The organism is Paenibacillus sp. FSL R5-0345, assembly GCF_000758585.1.
Classification (GTDB): Bacteria; Bacillota; Bacilli; order Paenibacillales; family Paenibacillaceae; genus Paenibacillus_AQ.
The window spans coordinates 4,306,652-4,321,162 of record NZ_CP009281.1; the positions used below are offsets into that span (position 1 = coordinate 4,306,652).

The 14,511-nt window shown below is 42.8% G+C and carries 11 protein-coding genes; 3 read left to right on the forward strand and 8 right to left on the reverse strand.

What is annotated here, in order from left to right; translation table 11 throughout:
- Positions 1 to 612: 612 nt before the first annotated feature.
- The 4 genes from R50345_RS19090 to R50345_RS19105 form a co-directional block, all read right to left on the reverse strand.
- Positions 613 to 5,094, reverse strand: a complete 4,482-nt coding sequence (locus R50345_RS19090) for a coiled-coil domain-containing protein (protein ID WP_042129188.1) — start codon at positions 5,092 to 5,094, stop codon at positions 613 to 615.
- The gene (locus R50345_RS19095; RefSeq protein ID WP_042129190.1) at positions 5,081 to 5,839 is read right to left on the reverse strand and encodes a DUF6063 family protein; all 759 of its coding nucleotides are present in this window, start codon (positions 5,837 to 5,839) and stop codon (positions 5,081 to 5,083) included. Before R50345_RS19095 ends, R50345_RS19090 begins: the two co-directional genes overlap by 14 nt.
- Positions 5,840 to 5,851: 12 nt before the next feature.
- Positions 5,852 to 7,357: a hypothetical protein gene (locus R50345_RS19100; protein WP_156114829.1), complete on the reverse strand. Its 1,506-nt coding sequence runs from the start codon at positions 7,355 to 7,357 to the stop codon at positions 5,852 to 5,854.
- Positions 7,358 to 7,526: 169 nt separating this feature from the next.
- Positions 7,527 to 8,126 (reverse strand): GNAT family N-acetyltransferase, encoded by a 600-nt coding sequence (locus R50345_RS19105; RefSeq protein WP_231573823.1) that lies wholly within the window; start codon positions 8,124 to 8,126, stop codon positions 7,527 to 7,529.
- A 185-nt stretch (positions 8,127 to 8,311) separates the two neighbouring features.
- Between R50345_RS19105 and R50345_RS19110 the strand changes: the two genes are divergently transcribed.
- Together R50345_RS19110 and R50345_RS19120 are read left to right on the forward strand one after the other, a co-directional pair.
- Entirely contained in the window at positions 8,312 to 9,124 is an 813-nt protein-coding gene (locus tag R50345_RS19110; RefSeq protein WP_042129194.1) for an undecaprenyl-diphosphate phosphatase, read from the forward strand.
- A 145-nt stretch (positions 9,125 to 9,269) separates the two neighbouring features.
- A protein-coding gene (locus R50345_RS19120; protein WP_156114830.1) for an IS3 family transposase occupies positions 9,270 to 10,414 on the forward strand; the annotation gives its coding sequence in 2 pieces (ribosomal slippage) (positions 9,270 to 9,558 and positions 9,558 to 10,414; 1,146 coding nt in all).
- A 72-nt stretch (positions 10,415 to 10,486) separates the two neighbouring features.
- Here the strand turns inward: R50345_RS19120 and R50345_RS19125 are convergent.
- The 4 genes from R50345_RS19125 to R50345_RS19140 all read right to left on the reverse strand — a co-directional run bounded on the left by R50345_RS19125 (position 10,487) and on the right by R50345_RS19140 (position 13,900).
- Positions 10,487 to 11,080, reverse strand: a complete 594-nt coding sequence (locus tag R50345_RS19125; RefSeq protein ID WP_042129198.1) for a hydrolase — start codon at positions 11,078 to 11,080, stop codon at positions 10,487 to 10,489.
- Positions 11,052 to 12,281 carry a multidrug efflux MFS transporter gene (locus R50345_RS19130; RefSeq protein WP_042129200.1) on the reverse strand — a complete coding sequence of 410 codons (1,230 nt, stop codon included), beginning with the start codon at positions 12,279 to 12,281 and terminating at the stop codon, positions 11,052 to 11,054. The genes R50345_RS19125 and R50345_RS19130 overlap by 29 nt, the downstream gene beginning before the upstream one ends.
- Before the next feature lie 75 nt (positions 12,282 to 12,356).
- Positions 12,357 to 13,232 (reverse strand): AraC family transcriptional regulator, encoded by an 876-nt coding sequence (locus tag R50345_RS19135; protein WP_331281338.1) that lies wholly within the window; start codon positions 13,230 to 13,232, stop codon positions 12,357 to 12,359.
- Between the two features lie 146 nt (positions 13,233 to 13,378).
- The gene (locus R50345_RS19140) at positions 13,379 to 13,900 is read right to left on the reverse strand and encodes a CAP domain-containing protein (RefSeq protein WP_042129204.1); all 522 of its coding nucleotides are present in this window, start codon (positions 13,898 to 13,900) and stop codon (positions 13,379 to 13,381) included.
- Between the two features lie 175 nt (positions 13,901 to 14,075).
- Between R50345_RS19140 and R50345_RS19145 the strand changes: the two genes are divergently transcribed.
- A complete protein-coding gene (locus R50345_RS19145; RefSeq protein ID WP_042129205.1) occupies positions 14,076 to 14,501 on the forward strand; it encodes a MarR family winged helix-turn-helix transcriptional regulator in 426 nt (141 codons plus the stop codon).
- Positions 14,502 to 14,511: the final 10 nt, after the last annotated feature.

Consider the following 14,511-nt stretch of genomic DNA (forward strand, 5'->3'; position numbering starts at 1 on the left):
CCCGGGTAATTTGGGGAGAATAACGGTGCTGGCTCGTTTATGTTAGCGTCAGCACATTGTATTCAGTTTTTCGCATACATTTGGCTCGTTTATGTTAGCATCAGCACATTGTATTCGGTTTTTCGCATACATTTGGCTCGTTTATGTTACCGTCAGCACATTGTATTCGGTTTTTCGCATACATTTGGCTCGTTTATGTTACCGTTAGCACATTGTATTCGGTTTTTCGCATACATTTGGCTCGTTTATGTTACCGTTAGCACATTGTATTCGGTTTTTCGCATACATTTGGCTCCTTTAAGTTACCGTTAGCACATTGTATTCGGTTTTTCGCATACATTTGGCTCGTTTATGTTAGTGGCGGCACATTGTATTCGATTTTTCGCATACATTTGACTCGTTTAGTTAGCGGCGGCACATTGCATTCGGTTTTTCGCATACATTTCTCCACAATCTCGAAATTTTATAATTCTATTATAGTAAGCATATACGCCTTCGGCCTCCTTTAAAGCTGGTAAGCGTTATAAGTGAGAATGATAAGGATAATGTATAACGAAAAAGAAGCTCCAGTAGCATTAGCTGCTGGAACTTCTTTCATTATGGTGCAAGTGATCAAAAAAGCGAAACAGGAATGAGCTTTCTTCCTCCTTTGACTAGAGTGGATTCTAGCATGTCCCCTTTCACACCTCCGAAATAGAGCTGCCAGTATACACCAAAGCGAACGCTGACGTCATTCTTCACAAGCTCCGGCGGCGTAACAATCAGCCATTGAAATTTGAGAGCCTTAGAAATTTCAAACACGGGATCAAGTACGTTATTAGAAACCATTTCTCCAAAAGGATTGTCATATAAAAAGACCGTCCATCCTTTGTTCTCACGATTCACACGTTTATGCGTCATGATCATCATGGCTACCAGCAGCTGTACAGATTGACGCTGTCCACCACTGCCGACAGCCTCATCCAACGCACCGCGATTGATAATCTCCCAGTCGGAATAATGATAGTCTTCCGGAGCGGCATAGAGGAAGTAATTCTCCGTTACCGGTTTATATACCTGAAGAATCGGGAAGCGATTCTGAAGTGCCGCATAGACGATTCGTCCATCATTAATAACCTCTTTGATTACCACCGCTGGCACTTGTTCAATCTTTGGATATTTTGCAAGCAGTTCCTGGATACATCGATTGAAATAGTCGCTCACCATCGGCTCTACTTCATCGCTTGCTCTCGGTACATTGATATTCTTATAATTCAGTCGTACCAGCGGGAAGGCATAATTATTCTCATTATGAATAATCATCCGTCGTTCCATTCGCTTCATAATATCAATGATTTGTACTACACGATAAGAAGCCCGAGCTACCCACATCTTACGGGAATGATCCATATCTTCCTTATCGTTTTGAATGCTCTCAATCTGATCACGCGAACTACGTAACATCGAATCTAGGACTTGCTGAGCAATAGCGAAGTTATCCCAATGTACCGTATTTAAACGATCCAGAATCTTGGTCTCCAGTTCAGAATTCCGTTCATTCTTGGCAAGTTTTCCGGTTAATGAGTTTTTCTCTTCCTTCACTTTCCTGGAGACCTCATCCCGTCTAACCCGGCTATCCTTAATCCGAAGAAGCCAGTCAGCAACGAGAGACTCGCAGCTTTCTCTTACACTCAGCATTAATTCTTCTGGCACAGTCCGTAAATTAACCCGCTCCTCAATATGTGCATTCATGATTTTGATTTGATTGGATAACGTCTGAATGAATGCATCCATTCGTTCCAAAGATCGCTTACACTGATTAAGCATGTGCTCATTCTCTTGGAAACGCTCTTGAATGTCAGTCTCTTTTTGCTCGAGTGGCTCATTCCAAATCTCTACGGCACGCTCGTGTTTCTCTTTGATTCCTTTTTCTACCTTGCGCAGTTCCTTCTGCAAATTGTCCAACTCGGTCTGGCAACGGATGAAAGAGTCGTGAACCATCTGATAGTCTTCTTCTAACGAAGAGGTTTCCGACTTTTGACGGTTTCTTGCAGCCATAATGGATTCGGTAGATTCAGCAGGTTCTGCCACCTTCCGCCAATCCACATCAACTTGGTTCAGGCTGACTTCAAGCTCTGTTAGATTCTCGCTGGCCGCTTTGATCTGGGCGGCTCTTGTTCGAATTTCAAGCTCATTCTCCGTCAACGATTGCTGCAGACTTTCAACGGTACTGAGCTGCTGCAACAGAAGATTCTGTTCTACTGGATCAATTGGTGTGGTTTCGATATCATCTGAAAGCTGGTGATATGCCGGAAAAACAATCTCAGGAAACCAATGCTGCAGTCTAGGAAATAGAGCATACTTGGCATCTCCCATCCACTTCTCGCGCTCTCCGCCAAGGCTTACCATTTGCGCTTCAAGATGCTCGAGCTGCTGGTCTTTATTCGCCATTTCCTTGCTAACCAGGCCCTTACGATCTGTATAATTTTTCTTCTCTTTTTGAGCCTGCTCATGCTTCTTCGTACGTTCAATCCAGGCTTGTAACGCTATAGCCCTCTGCTCATGCTCTGCACTAAGTGACTTATACTCGGAGATTTCCCGACCGATCCGAGTAAGCGTGCCCTCGTTCTCATCCATCTCGTTGCTCAGACTGATAATGCGCTGCTGAAGTTCACTCTGCAGTTTCAAAAGGGCATTGCGTTTAACTGTAATCGTCACGGTGTTCTCTGTTTGGTATAACCGCTCGTATTCCTGACGCACAGATTTCAACTTCGATAAATAAGCCTCTGCGTCCTGAAGCACCTGTTCTTGTTCCTTAAGCTTCGCCTGGATCCCGCTCTTAAAGTTTAAGAAACGATCTGGCTCCAGTACCATCTGTGGTCCTTGGTTAGCTAAAAGCTTAAAAGAAACTTGATCTAGAGCTGTCATTTCTTCACGAATAAAGATAGGCACCGCTGATTTTAGCAGTGTGTCCTTCAGCAAATCCGGTTTAATTTTATCAGCTTCGCGTCGGGTTACAATCAGACTATAAGGTAAAAGCGGATGACGCTCTAGCTCTTCCTCACGTTCAAGATATGGACGATCGTTTAAATAGGAACTGCCCGGTGTGGATTGAATTTTAAGCGAATCGAGTGTATCCTTAACCGCCAAAATATCTGAATTCGGCAGCCAGTAGGATTGATTTTGAAGTTCCACATCCATGAGCTGATTGTAGTAATCCCGTCTAGAACGTTTAGTCTGCTGCTCCACCTCATCTATTTTGCGGATAAATCGTAGTTGAATCGTATCCTTCTCTTCAAAAAGACCAGTAGCTCCCAAACGATTATGTTCATCAAACATTTCCAGCAGCACAACGATTTGTGACCATAACTGTGATTCTTTATAGGTCTGAGAATCGAGCTGTACCCCAAGCTCATCAATCTCTCGTTCATAAGAGCGATGTTTCTCACTGAGCTCGGCATGATTCTTATGCAGTACCAGCTTTCGGTTCTCAGCCTCTTTATGCTGTTCCTCTAACGCTTCCATATCCAGAAGTATCGTTTTGGCAGCAGAAATCGTACGTTGAAGCGCCGCCACCGGAGTATGGGCAGCTTCTTGACCATGCTGGGCTGCGAATGTGCCAAGCTCTTCTGTATATTGCCGGATAGATAACGTCAATTCATTAATCTGAATATCCAGACCTGCTAACTCCAGCAGAAAGCTCTCCCGCTCCTTGCGCAGACCTTTTTCTTCACTCGTCAGAGCTCGCTCCGCGGTTCCAAACCCTCTGATCGTTTGTTGCCAGAGGTTAAACACCACATCCCACTGTTTCCGAAGCTTTTCTTTAGCCGCCAGAATGACCTCTTGACGTTCTTTCATCTCTAAGGAACCTTCGATGGCTTGAATTTCTTTCTGCCACTGCTCTATTTGTCGTGTGTGGAGCATACGTTTGGCCAAGAAATGAGCCACTTCTAGCTTTTTCTCCTGAGCCTTGGAATTGTCTAGCCGCCCACGTGCACGTCCCTGATCATCACTGAACTTTTTGAACTCTTCCTGTTTTAGCTCCAGTTCTTCCTTGCTGCGCAAATACTTGAGATTGTCTGTCTCAAATCGCAATTGCTTCGCTTCCTGATAACGCCCAGCCAGTTCATTAGCAACCTTACTTCGCTCTTCTTCTGCATTTTTCTGCTCTTCATAGATAACCGTATAGATCTGACGTCCACGCAGTTCAGTTTCTTGAACGGCGCTCTCTGCTTCAACTCCTAGCTTCACCAGCTCATATAATGGCGCAGCCATTCCAAGAAACTCTGTGTAGACTTGTTCCCGTTGTTCAAGCATCGGTAGGCGTTGAGCTACTGTCGCCGTATCAATAAACATCCGCTGCAGCGTATTGTCTTCTTCTTTTGGTCCCTCATTCAGACTGGAGCCGATCTCAGGGATAATTAGCTTTTCGAATAAGTTATGGTTGGTAAAGGCATCATTCTTTTTAAAATAACCTTTAATACCGCCCTCTTCCCCATTGATTCGCCGCATATTACGCCACTCGGCGATATGAATATCCCGAGTAGCCAGGAAATCATAATATCTTTTTAAATCCGAGCTATGGCTACCGAAAGGTACAATTTCTCCCCGCCGATCTCGTATAAATTGCTGTATCGTTTCAAAACTCGTAGGTTCAGCAGACTCTTCATCAAAGAGCGGCAACGTAGAAAGGGTAAGTTCAGACGCTTCACCGTAATCTGTAAGTGCGTACAGTAAGTAATCTACTTTTATGTCCTGCTGATCCAGCGAATTATGTGCTGTCATGGCAATACCAGTCGTCATGTACTCATTACGCTCACTGTTGTCGAGATGCCATTCGATAGCTACGTGAAAGGTGTAAGGTTTAAGTTGTTTTTTATGGTTATGAAAAAATGCTTCAACCTGGTTCTCACTGTCTTTTCCCCATGGCGTTTTGGGCATTAATAACTGAAATATGGATTGCAGCAGTACGCCCTTCCCGCCGCCATTCATAAGCGTTATAAGGGTATTGGCCGGCCCCTCTTCGTTGCAGAGGTCCAGAATCATATCATCATATTTCTTGAGCATTTTCTCGTATTTAAGTCCTGTAATTCGTATGCGTTCAATCCGCGGCATTAGTAGCACCGTCTTTCTCAGCTAAAGTTCGTCCAATGAGTTTCTTTAATTCCTGATACCGGTCAACATCATGATATAAATACCGCATTCTCTCATAAAGCTCTTCCCGCGGGAATATGCGCTTCTCTGACTCTGAGATGAACACAAGCTTCTCCTCTTCCAGGAGCTTCATACCTTCATGTATCAGCCCAATTCGTGAGCCTGCGCCTCTTGTCAGAAGATCGCTCTCTTCCTGACTCTTAGTTTGCATATAGAGGTTAGTCCACACCTTCGACATCGCTTGGATATCCAACCGCCACTGCTGGCTAAACTGACCTTCATCATCCATCTGTATCCAAGCTTGAAAAAGTGAAGACACCTGATCGGATATCTGTATATAGGACATACTGTCCTGTCCGGACTTAAAATGAGTCTCGTCCTGGTCCATCTCGGCCAGAAAAACAAGGATGATAATATTAATGATATGTAAATGAGTTTTGCGCTCAATTCGTGAGTATTTATTCTTCAACTGGGTAAAGTTGGTGGCGAACACTGACCCGAGTGGATTGACGAGCAGATGGAGACGTTGTCCGGAATTCATCACTCGACAGCCTGCCTCCTTGGCAACATATTGAAGCGCATCATATGTTCCAGCGTCCTGCAGGCATTCTGCCGCCGCAGGATCATCGAGAGGAATTACTTTTTTACGAAGTAATTCAAAAAATAGCCGTGAAGCTTGCTGTACCTGTTCTAATGTATAACTCATGCTTGTTACCTCTCACCTCTCCACGATCTTAATAATATATGGACTCATGTCCAGACCAGACCAGTGTACCCTTGGGTATGGTTCTGGAGCAATGCTCGTCCGCAGCAGCTTGCCGCGCAAGCTCTCCAGTTGAGGATCATCCTCTAGTACATACCGAATTAGCAACTGGCATTCATCGGATCCGTTGCTGTTCTCTGGAGCTTGTTCTTGTACTGTAATTTCAGAATGAAAAAACTGCACCCATAGATCTATAGCATCCGGTGTGCGTGCCCAACGTGTTAATTCCTCCGAGGTAAAAGCTTCCTCAGTAAACGTAAAGCTTCCACACTCGGCTAAAGCATTGAACACAGGCTTCCACAGTTCAACGACTTCCGTCCAAGGAATCCCCTTAGGAATATATTGAACGGTCTCCGCATCTATCTCATCATCAAGTTCATCCATCACAAATTCGGGAATAAAACCAACCTCTTGCTCCTCCCAAGCCCAGGGAAGCGGATAAACAAAATCCTGATTCGGAGCAAACAAACCGCCAAGAAGCAGTTCAAGGCTGTCGCCGCTAGGCAGCCCCTCTTCTTTAACCCATTCCTCCCAGATATGAGTACGGAAGTTAAATCCGGCTGCTCCCCAGAATAATTCAGGGAAGTTCAATCTTAAATTAGTCTCCACCTCAAAAATGTTCAAGACTATCTCGGCCAGTTCATCGTGTACTCGCCTTGAGAGCTCCACACGTTCTGAAAGAATACGAATCTCGTTAAAGTCGATCACATCTTTCTCGTCATTGGCAAGCCGGGCCAGAGAACGATGAATATTATCAAAATGCTTGCGTTCTTCCTCGAACTGCTGATGAATTTCTTCGAGTCGCTGATGCCGAGCCACTCCAAATTCACTGAAAATATGCTTCGGGTTACGGCGCAATGCATTCCTGTATTCCTGCTGCTCATGGATCATCTTCCGGACCCGGGAGATAAGCTCATTCACATCCTGAAGTGCCCTTGTTACACGTCCATGCTTAATATGCATTTGAATCTCAAGCAGCTTGATGCTGATCTGGAATTCTTCAATAATCTCATGACTCATAAAAATAAGCTCCATTGCGTATTCGGAGAGTCGATAGATTGTTCTGCCGTTCTCTTCCCAGCTACTGCGGGTCGCATCCTCGTCCACCATGAAATACTTATATTTCTGCACAGCCATTTGCCGAGCGGCATCATCATAATAGTAGGATTCGAAATCTCCGCCATTTCCGCTCCAGAGCAGGCCGTCCACTAAACGTTCTACGGATTCGGTAGTCCCGAGATTCGCAATATTAAAGCGTTCCAGTGCAGTCCAAGCCAGCGCTATAATATCTTCCTTGGATCTTCTTTCATTGGACTCTAGCTCCAAATAATAGACCTGCAACAAGATGCTTAAAGACACCATTTCTTTGTAAGGTTGAATTTCGCCAAGGTTCATCCCAGCCCCTAAATTCCATAGGGGATTTAATCGTTTGTTTCGTTCGCCAAAATCCGACCAATTCATCTTTCTGCCAACCTCGCCATCAGTTCTAGTTTGCTACTAAACAAAAATAAAACCCGTATACATCCGTATAGGGTTCTGAAGTACGCGAATATATGTTTCTATTATATCAATTCATCGAAGGTTGTGCTATTTATTGTTAAACAAAATAATTGATTCTATCCACGCATTTCTACTCTGCAGAATCTGGAGCACATGCCATACAATACTGCTCTAGTGTACTGTTGGGTAAGGGGATAACCTTAACCGTGCGGAATTGATAGTGCTCATAAATGGGTAAATTGCTTGGTGTCTGTGTCTCTAACGTACATAATGCGTTCTTCTCACGGCATTCGGCGAGCAGCGGCTTCATGATCTTTGATACATAGCCTTGTCCACGGTAACGTTCTTGCACTGCAAGCATATCTAAATGCAAATACTTCTGATCCCCAAACATGGATAACCATAAGGAACTCATACTGCGCAATATGGATAACCCTCGAAAAAATCCTCGCACACCAATCATTCGGCAAATCGGTAAACACTTAATAATCGCAAGCCCAATTTGTTTCGTATAGTTAAGGTTCGCAATCAACGTCCCCGTTTGACGCTCCGAATGAAACACTAAGGCGACAGCTTCATAATTAGTTGACGTCGTTAATAAATCCGAATATGGATACAGCATTTCAATATAACGATGAAAAAAAATATTTAATACGCGGAGCCTGGTTGTTTCATCTGGCAAAATATGCTGATACAACGGATCATCCTTTGCGAAGGCTTCTGCCAGCACACTGGCGGCTTTCGGAATGTCCTGCCGATGAATTTTGAGTAATGTACTACAAATAATTCCACCTCATTTAATAGTCTTATGAATTAGTATAACTCCTTCAACTGAATATGGCACGATGGTTCTATTGTCATTTCTTTTTAGAATGCGATATGATGAGTAAGATTACAAAAATACTGGGAGGTAAAATGGAAGATATTATACTGTGGCTTAAATACTTGTTACTAGGGTTTGTTCAAGGGGCAACTGAGCCAATCCCCGTCTCCTCGAGAGGCCATTTGATCATTGCACAGAAATTGCTAGGTTTAAAACAGAATGGGCTATCCTTTGAAATCTTAACAAATACGGCTTCACTAATTGCGATTTGTTTTATTTTCCGAAAAGATATTGGAAGATTGATCACTGGATTCATTCAATTTATTTTGACCCGCAAAGAGGAATATAAGTCAGATTTTCTATTCTCTTTGTACATCATCATTGGCACCTTGCCTGCTGTAATTGTTGCACTACTCTTTAAGGATCAGATTGAGGATATCTTCTCGTCAGTTCATACCGTATCCATTGCCTTGCTTGTTACAGGGGTAGCTTTATGGTTGATCCGTAACCTGCGTGGCCGTAAACAAGATGGTGACTTAAAGGCGAAGGATGCAGTTATCGTCGGACTTGCCCAAGCAGTCGCTCTTATTCCCGGAATAAGTCGCTCTGGTGCAACTGTCATCTCTTCCATCGCTGTGGGAATGAAACAAGAAACTGCTTTACGCTTTTCTTTTATGCTTTATATTCCTGTCAGTTTGGGCGGACTTGTCATGGGCGTATCTGATATTGCCCACGATCCTAACCGCTCGCAGCTGGCGATTCCATACTTGATTGCGTTTATTACTACACTAATCGTCACCTATTTCTCTATGCGCTGGTTTATGGGGATTATGGCTAAGGGTAATTTGAAGTATTTTTCTTATTACTGCTTCTTGGCGGGAATCCTACTCCTCATCTTTATGTAAGGATACAATTCCCACAAAAAAACCCTCATGATTACTCTGTTATCGCAGAGGGGACTGACCCCATAACGTGAGACAAATCAAAACACCTTCAAGAGAATGGAACCTTGTCGTAAGATAAGGAGATCATCTTGGAGGTGTTTTTGCATTGGCAACCAGAGTAAGTTATCCCGTGGAAATAAAGATGAAAGCTATAGAAATGAGATTAGCAGGAGTACCTGTGAAAGAGGTTATGGAGCAGCTCGGAATACGGAATAAGACACAGCTAAAGACATGGATGAGATGGAATCGAAATGGTGAACGACATCGTTTGGAGCAGCCGGTGGGTAAACAGTACAGCTATGGCAAAGGTCCGGAGGACTCTTCGGAACTCGAAAAAGTAAAGGCAGAGAACCGATTCTTAAAACAACAATTAGATCTGCTAAAAAAGTACGAGGAGTTGGAGAGGAGGTGGAACCAGAGGCCGTTATTGCCTGGATTGAATCCATTCGAAACGAAGTGACGGTGTCTGAGGCTTGTAGATGGCTCGGAATCGCAAGAACGACTTACTACCGCTGGAAAGCAGCTGTGAGGACAAAGCATACAGACAGACTGGTGGAGAAAATCCGGGAGCTTTGCATCCGTCATAAATTCCGCTATGGGTACCGGAAAATCACGGCGCTCCTTCGGATAGAGCAGAGTATAAATCATAAGCGAGTCCAGCGGATCATGCAGTGTGAGGGGCTTCAGTGCCGCGTGAGGATGAAAAAACGAAAGGTGACTGGGCAATCTGTACACTCCTTTGAAAATCTGCTCAAGCGACAGTTTCATGCAGAAGCACCTCTGCAAAAACTCGTCACGGACATTACCTATTTGCCATTTGGCGGGAAGATGTTGTACTTCTCCAGCATTCTAGACTTGTACAATGGTGAGATTGTGGCTTACAGTATAGCAGATAAACAAGATACCTCTTTGGTGTTGGATACATTAAATCAACTTCCAAAGCAGAAAAAGATGTTGTTGCATAGCGACCAGGGCAGCGTGTATACGTCCTTTGCGTACCAGGAAGCTGTAAAAGGAAAAGGCATTACCATGAGCATGTCCCGTAAAGGAACGCCCGCTGATAATGCCCCCATTGAATCGTTTCATTCCACTCTAAAGTCTGAAACGTTCTACCTCGAAGATCTCACATCTACAACGACTGCAATCGTTGTAAAGACCATTCGAGACTACATCATTTACTATAACTCAATTCGAATTCAAGCGAAACTAAATAACCAGTCACCGATGGATTTCCGGCGACTGGCTACTTAAACTTGTAAGGTGTTTTGATCCCTGTCTCACAAACGGGGGTCAGTCCCGAGATTGTCATGAGGGTTTTTTATACTATTTCAACATGGAAATTACTTCATCACTCGACCGAATCTTACCTATGCGGGGAAAAATAGTTTTACACACATAGTCATGCTCCTCTTTAGTAGAGGCAGTCATGGCATCTTCCACAAAAAATTGGTTGTAACCAAGCTGATAAGCTTCTCTAGCTGTCGTATCCACACCGATGGATGTAGATATACCACACAATACGATCGTATCTATACCGCGGCGACGTAACTGCAAATCAAGATCTGTTCCGAAGAATGCACCCCACTGACGTTTAGATATCACATGTGCATTTTTGAAACTGGCTAATTCAGGCACAAGAGTATCCCAGCCTTCCGGAAAAGCTGCTGCACTCATCTTCAAATCTGTTTGAGGCCTTAACATATCATATCCATCTAACGATGATACTCTTACAAGTACAACAAATGCCCCCTTTTCAGTGAAGGCTTGAACTAAACTACTGCCTTTCTGAACCACCTGCTCACCTGTATGCGGTGCCTTATTAGGCATGTTAACAATTCCATTTTGCAAGTCGATTACGACCAGTGCCGTTTTTTTTGCATCCATACATTCAGTTTCTGAGCTCTTTAATTCTTCCATTGTTTTCTCTCCTATTTATACTAAGTTTTTTATACAAATTAAAATATACCCAACCTGCATTTATCAACAACAACGCACTCGTAATAAAGAATACATCCCGGATCTCAAACCAGGCTGCCACTTGCCCACCTAATACCGAACCCGCAAATGTGCCTAGATAACCTGCCGACATGTTAAGTCCAAATACTCTGCCTGTAAGAGCATCCGGCGTAATTTTCTTAACAAGGATATTAACAGAAGGCACTAAACCACCTGCCGCTAAACCTAGTAGAAAACGAAGACCCATTAACTGCCAAGGATTCTGCACAAACGCTTGTGGAATGAACAGAAGCCCAGCGGCTATAAGCGCTACTAGAATGACCTTTTGAGCACCTATTCGATCAGACAGCTTACCAAGTCTTGGAGCAGCTATGATGTTAGCCAGTCCTGAAGCGGAGAAGGTCATCCCTGCAAGCAGAGCCACATGGTTAGCACTCTTGGATAGCTGACTCACATATACCGTAATAATCGGCTCTACAGAGTATAAAGCAACCGTTAGAATAAAGAAGGTTACGAACAAAGTGAGCGTTAGACTCTTCTCTGGAACACTGCTCCAGACTTCCTTGATACTAAGCGTTCTTTTATCTTCACGATGAAAAGACTCCTTCACAAACAAAGCAGTTGTAATGAAGGCAACGAGCATCAGTCCACCCGTAACAAAAAATGAACTTTGTAAACCCATGTTCTCTGCAATAAAACCGCCAATCGTAGGACCTAGCAAAGCACCTGCAATACTAGCCGTTGAAAGTGTTCCTAAAGCATAACCTGCATGTTCCTTATCCGTCTGAGTAGCGATTAATGTAGTACAAGCCGTACTATACCCTGTAATTGTGCCCTGAAGTAATCGAAGAGCAATTAATACATACACATTAGGCGCAAAACCCATACAGCTTATAACGATCGCCATCCCAAGACTCGCACGTAAAAGCATGGGTTTACGCCCGAACCTATCTGCCGCCTGCCCCCAAATGGGTGAGAAAATAGCTGAAACAATAAAGGTAATCCCAAACGCAAGGCCAGAAAACTGAGTAATGGAATCAGCATTTTCTACGCCAAGATGCTTAATGTAAAGTGGCAAGACTGGCGCAATCTGACTCATTCCCACACCTGTTACAAACATACCGAACCAGCAAACAATTAAATTCCTTTTCCACATGGGCATACAAAAAAGCCTTCTTTCTGCTAACAATAACAACCTCATATTAACAGTCAGATTGGCTATACACCATGCATTATTCTAAACTCCATGGACATTTTTGCTGTGAAATTCCGAGGGGCTGATGCCTGTCATTCTTTTGAAAATTCTGCTGAAATAAAATTCATCCGTAAAACCAAGGGTTTGCGCAACCTCTTTGATTTTCATGTCTCCTTCGAGAATCAGCTCTTTCGCTTTATCAATTTTCATTTTATTAAAGAACTCTATGATCGAATAACCTGTGATTTCTTTGAACGCTCTCGACAAATAAGCAGGTGACAGCTGTACTAATTCTGACAATTCACTCAAGCTCACTTTATGATTGAGCTTTTGATGCATATAGTTAATGATTTTTTCCACCTTTAAGGAAGTGGAATAATTTTGACTTTGTTTTTGTGTATTTTGAGCAATCGCGATGATAAGCTGCTGTAACAAAGTCTTCGCTACAAATTCATATCCCGGCAGCTTGGTATTCCAGCTTTGAATCATTGTTCCGAAGATATCTTCTACTTGATAATAATCCTTCAATTCATTTAGCGGTTGAAGATGGAGCGTTCCTACATGACCATTAATTCCCCATTCCTCTTCGTTCATGCTCACCTTCGCATAGTTGAAATGAACGGACAGAAAGCATAAGGGATCTTCAGCATCGATCTCTATTGAATGCCTAACCCCTGGAGAAATGTAGAATAACATACCCGCTTTAAACGAATACCTTTTGTGTTCGATCATAAAGCTGCCCTTCCCTCCAGTCACTAAGAGAAGTTCATGATGCTGAAGGGTTCTGACAAGCTTGCTCCAATTTCTCTTGGGGTCATTGAAGTATCTATAATTACAATACAGAATGTGAAAAAAAAGATTACTTAGATTCATAAAATCCCCCATATGTATCGTCTTGGAGTAACCCACTTTAATCATTGTATTATTTAGTTCTAGAAATCGCAAAAAAGAGTTTTACTAAGGTCCTACACATAAAAGAACCCACCCTGTAATTGAACTTCACCTCTATAGTAGAACACCGTTCGAGGCACATTTCATTAAAGAGCGGATTCTCAGAACAATCCTTATGGTTTCTGGATAAACAATTGTGTCCAATAATGTTGATATTGGCTAGTAGCTGTTCCCCCTACATAACCAACCCCAATATCCGTAAAGCGAGGATCTAAAATATTTGCTCTATGACCAGCACTATTCATCCACGATCTCATTACTGCTTCAGGTGTTGCTTGTCCCTCCGCAATATTTTCTCCATATGCACGCCAAGCCACTCCAAATCGATCTAACATCTGAGAAGGAGTACCGTATGCTGGAGAAGTATGACTAAAATAATTATTATCCCTCATATCTCTTGATTTCAAAACTGCAAGATCGGTGAGCCGAGAATTAAGAGTTACTGCAGCAATTCCTCTACTCGTCCGTTCTTCGTTAACTAATCGAAAGACTTGAAGTTCGAATGCATTGGCTTGTCTGATATGAATTCTTGACTGCCCTACTCTTTTCGTTGTTTTACTCGAAGTACGTTTCACTGTTGACCCTTTAGAAATAGAACTTTTCACTCTTCTTATTGATGATATTCTTTTTCTCATAATTTCCCCTCCAGCAATGTATTTATAACAATATATTGTGGAAGAGGTTTTCACGCTTGTACTTAAGTCTATAATACTACTATAAATTTACTTGACATGTATTAGATACTTTATGTTAATATAAACAAAACCATAACGTTGATATATCATCTATATTTGAATTAGGAGAGATCATATGGATTCCAAAGACCCGCTTGGTTTAGTTATTCGAGATTTGCATTTAGAAATAGCCAATTATTTGACCAGATTGCTTGCCCCTGTTCGACTTGCTCCTGAACAACATTTACTTATGGCTTTGCTGCTGGAGAAAGAAGGTTTATCTCAGAACGAGATTGCTTATAAACTTGGGAAGGACAAAGCCAGTGTTGCCCGAATGATCGCTAGCTTAGAGAACAAGGGTTACATTCATAAAGTAACAAGTACGCAAGATCGTCGTTCGGTAAATGTTTTTGTAACAGACGAAGGTAGACAATTAGAAACTAAGATAAATGAGGTGACTATCCAATTAAACGAAATTATTGCAACAGGATTATCTCCTGCGGAATATTCAACACTAAAAACTTTATTAACGCGTGTACAGAATAATGTAAGAGATGCATAAATGATTTTCG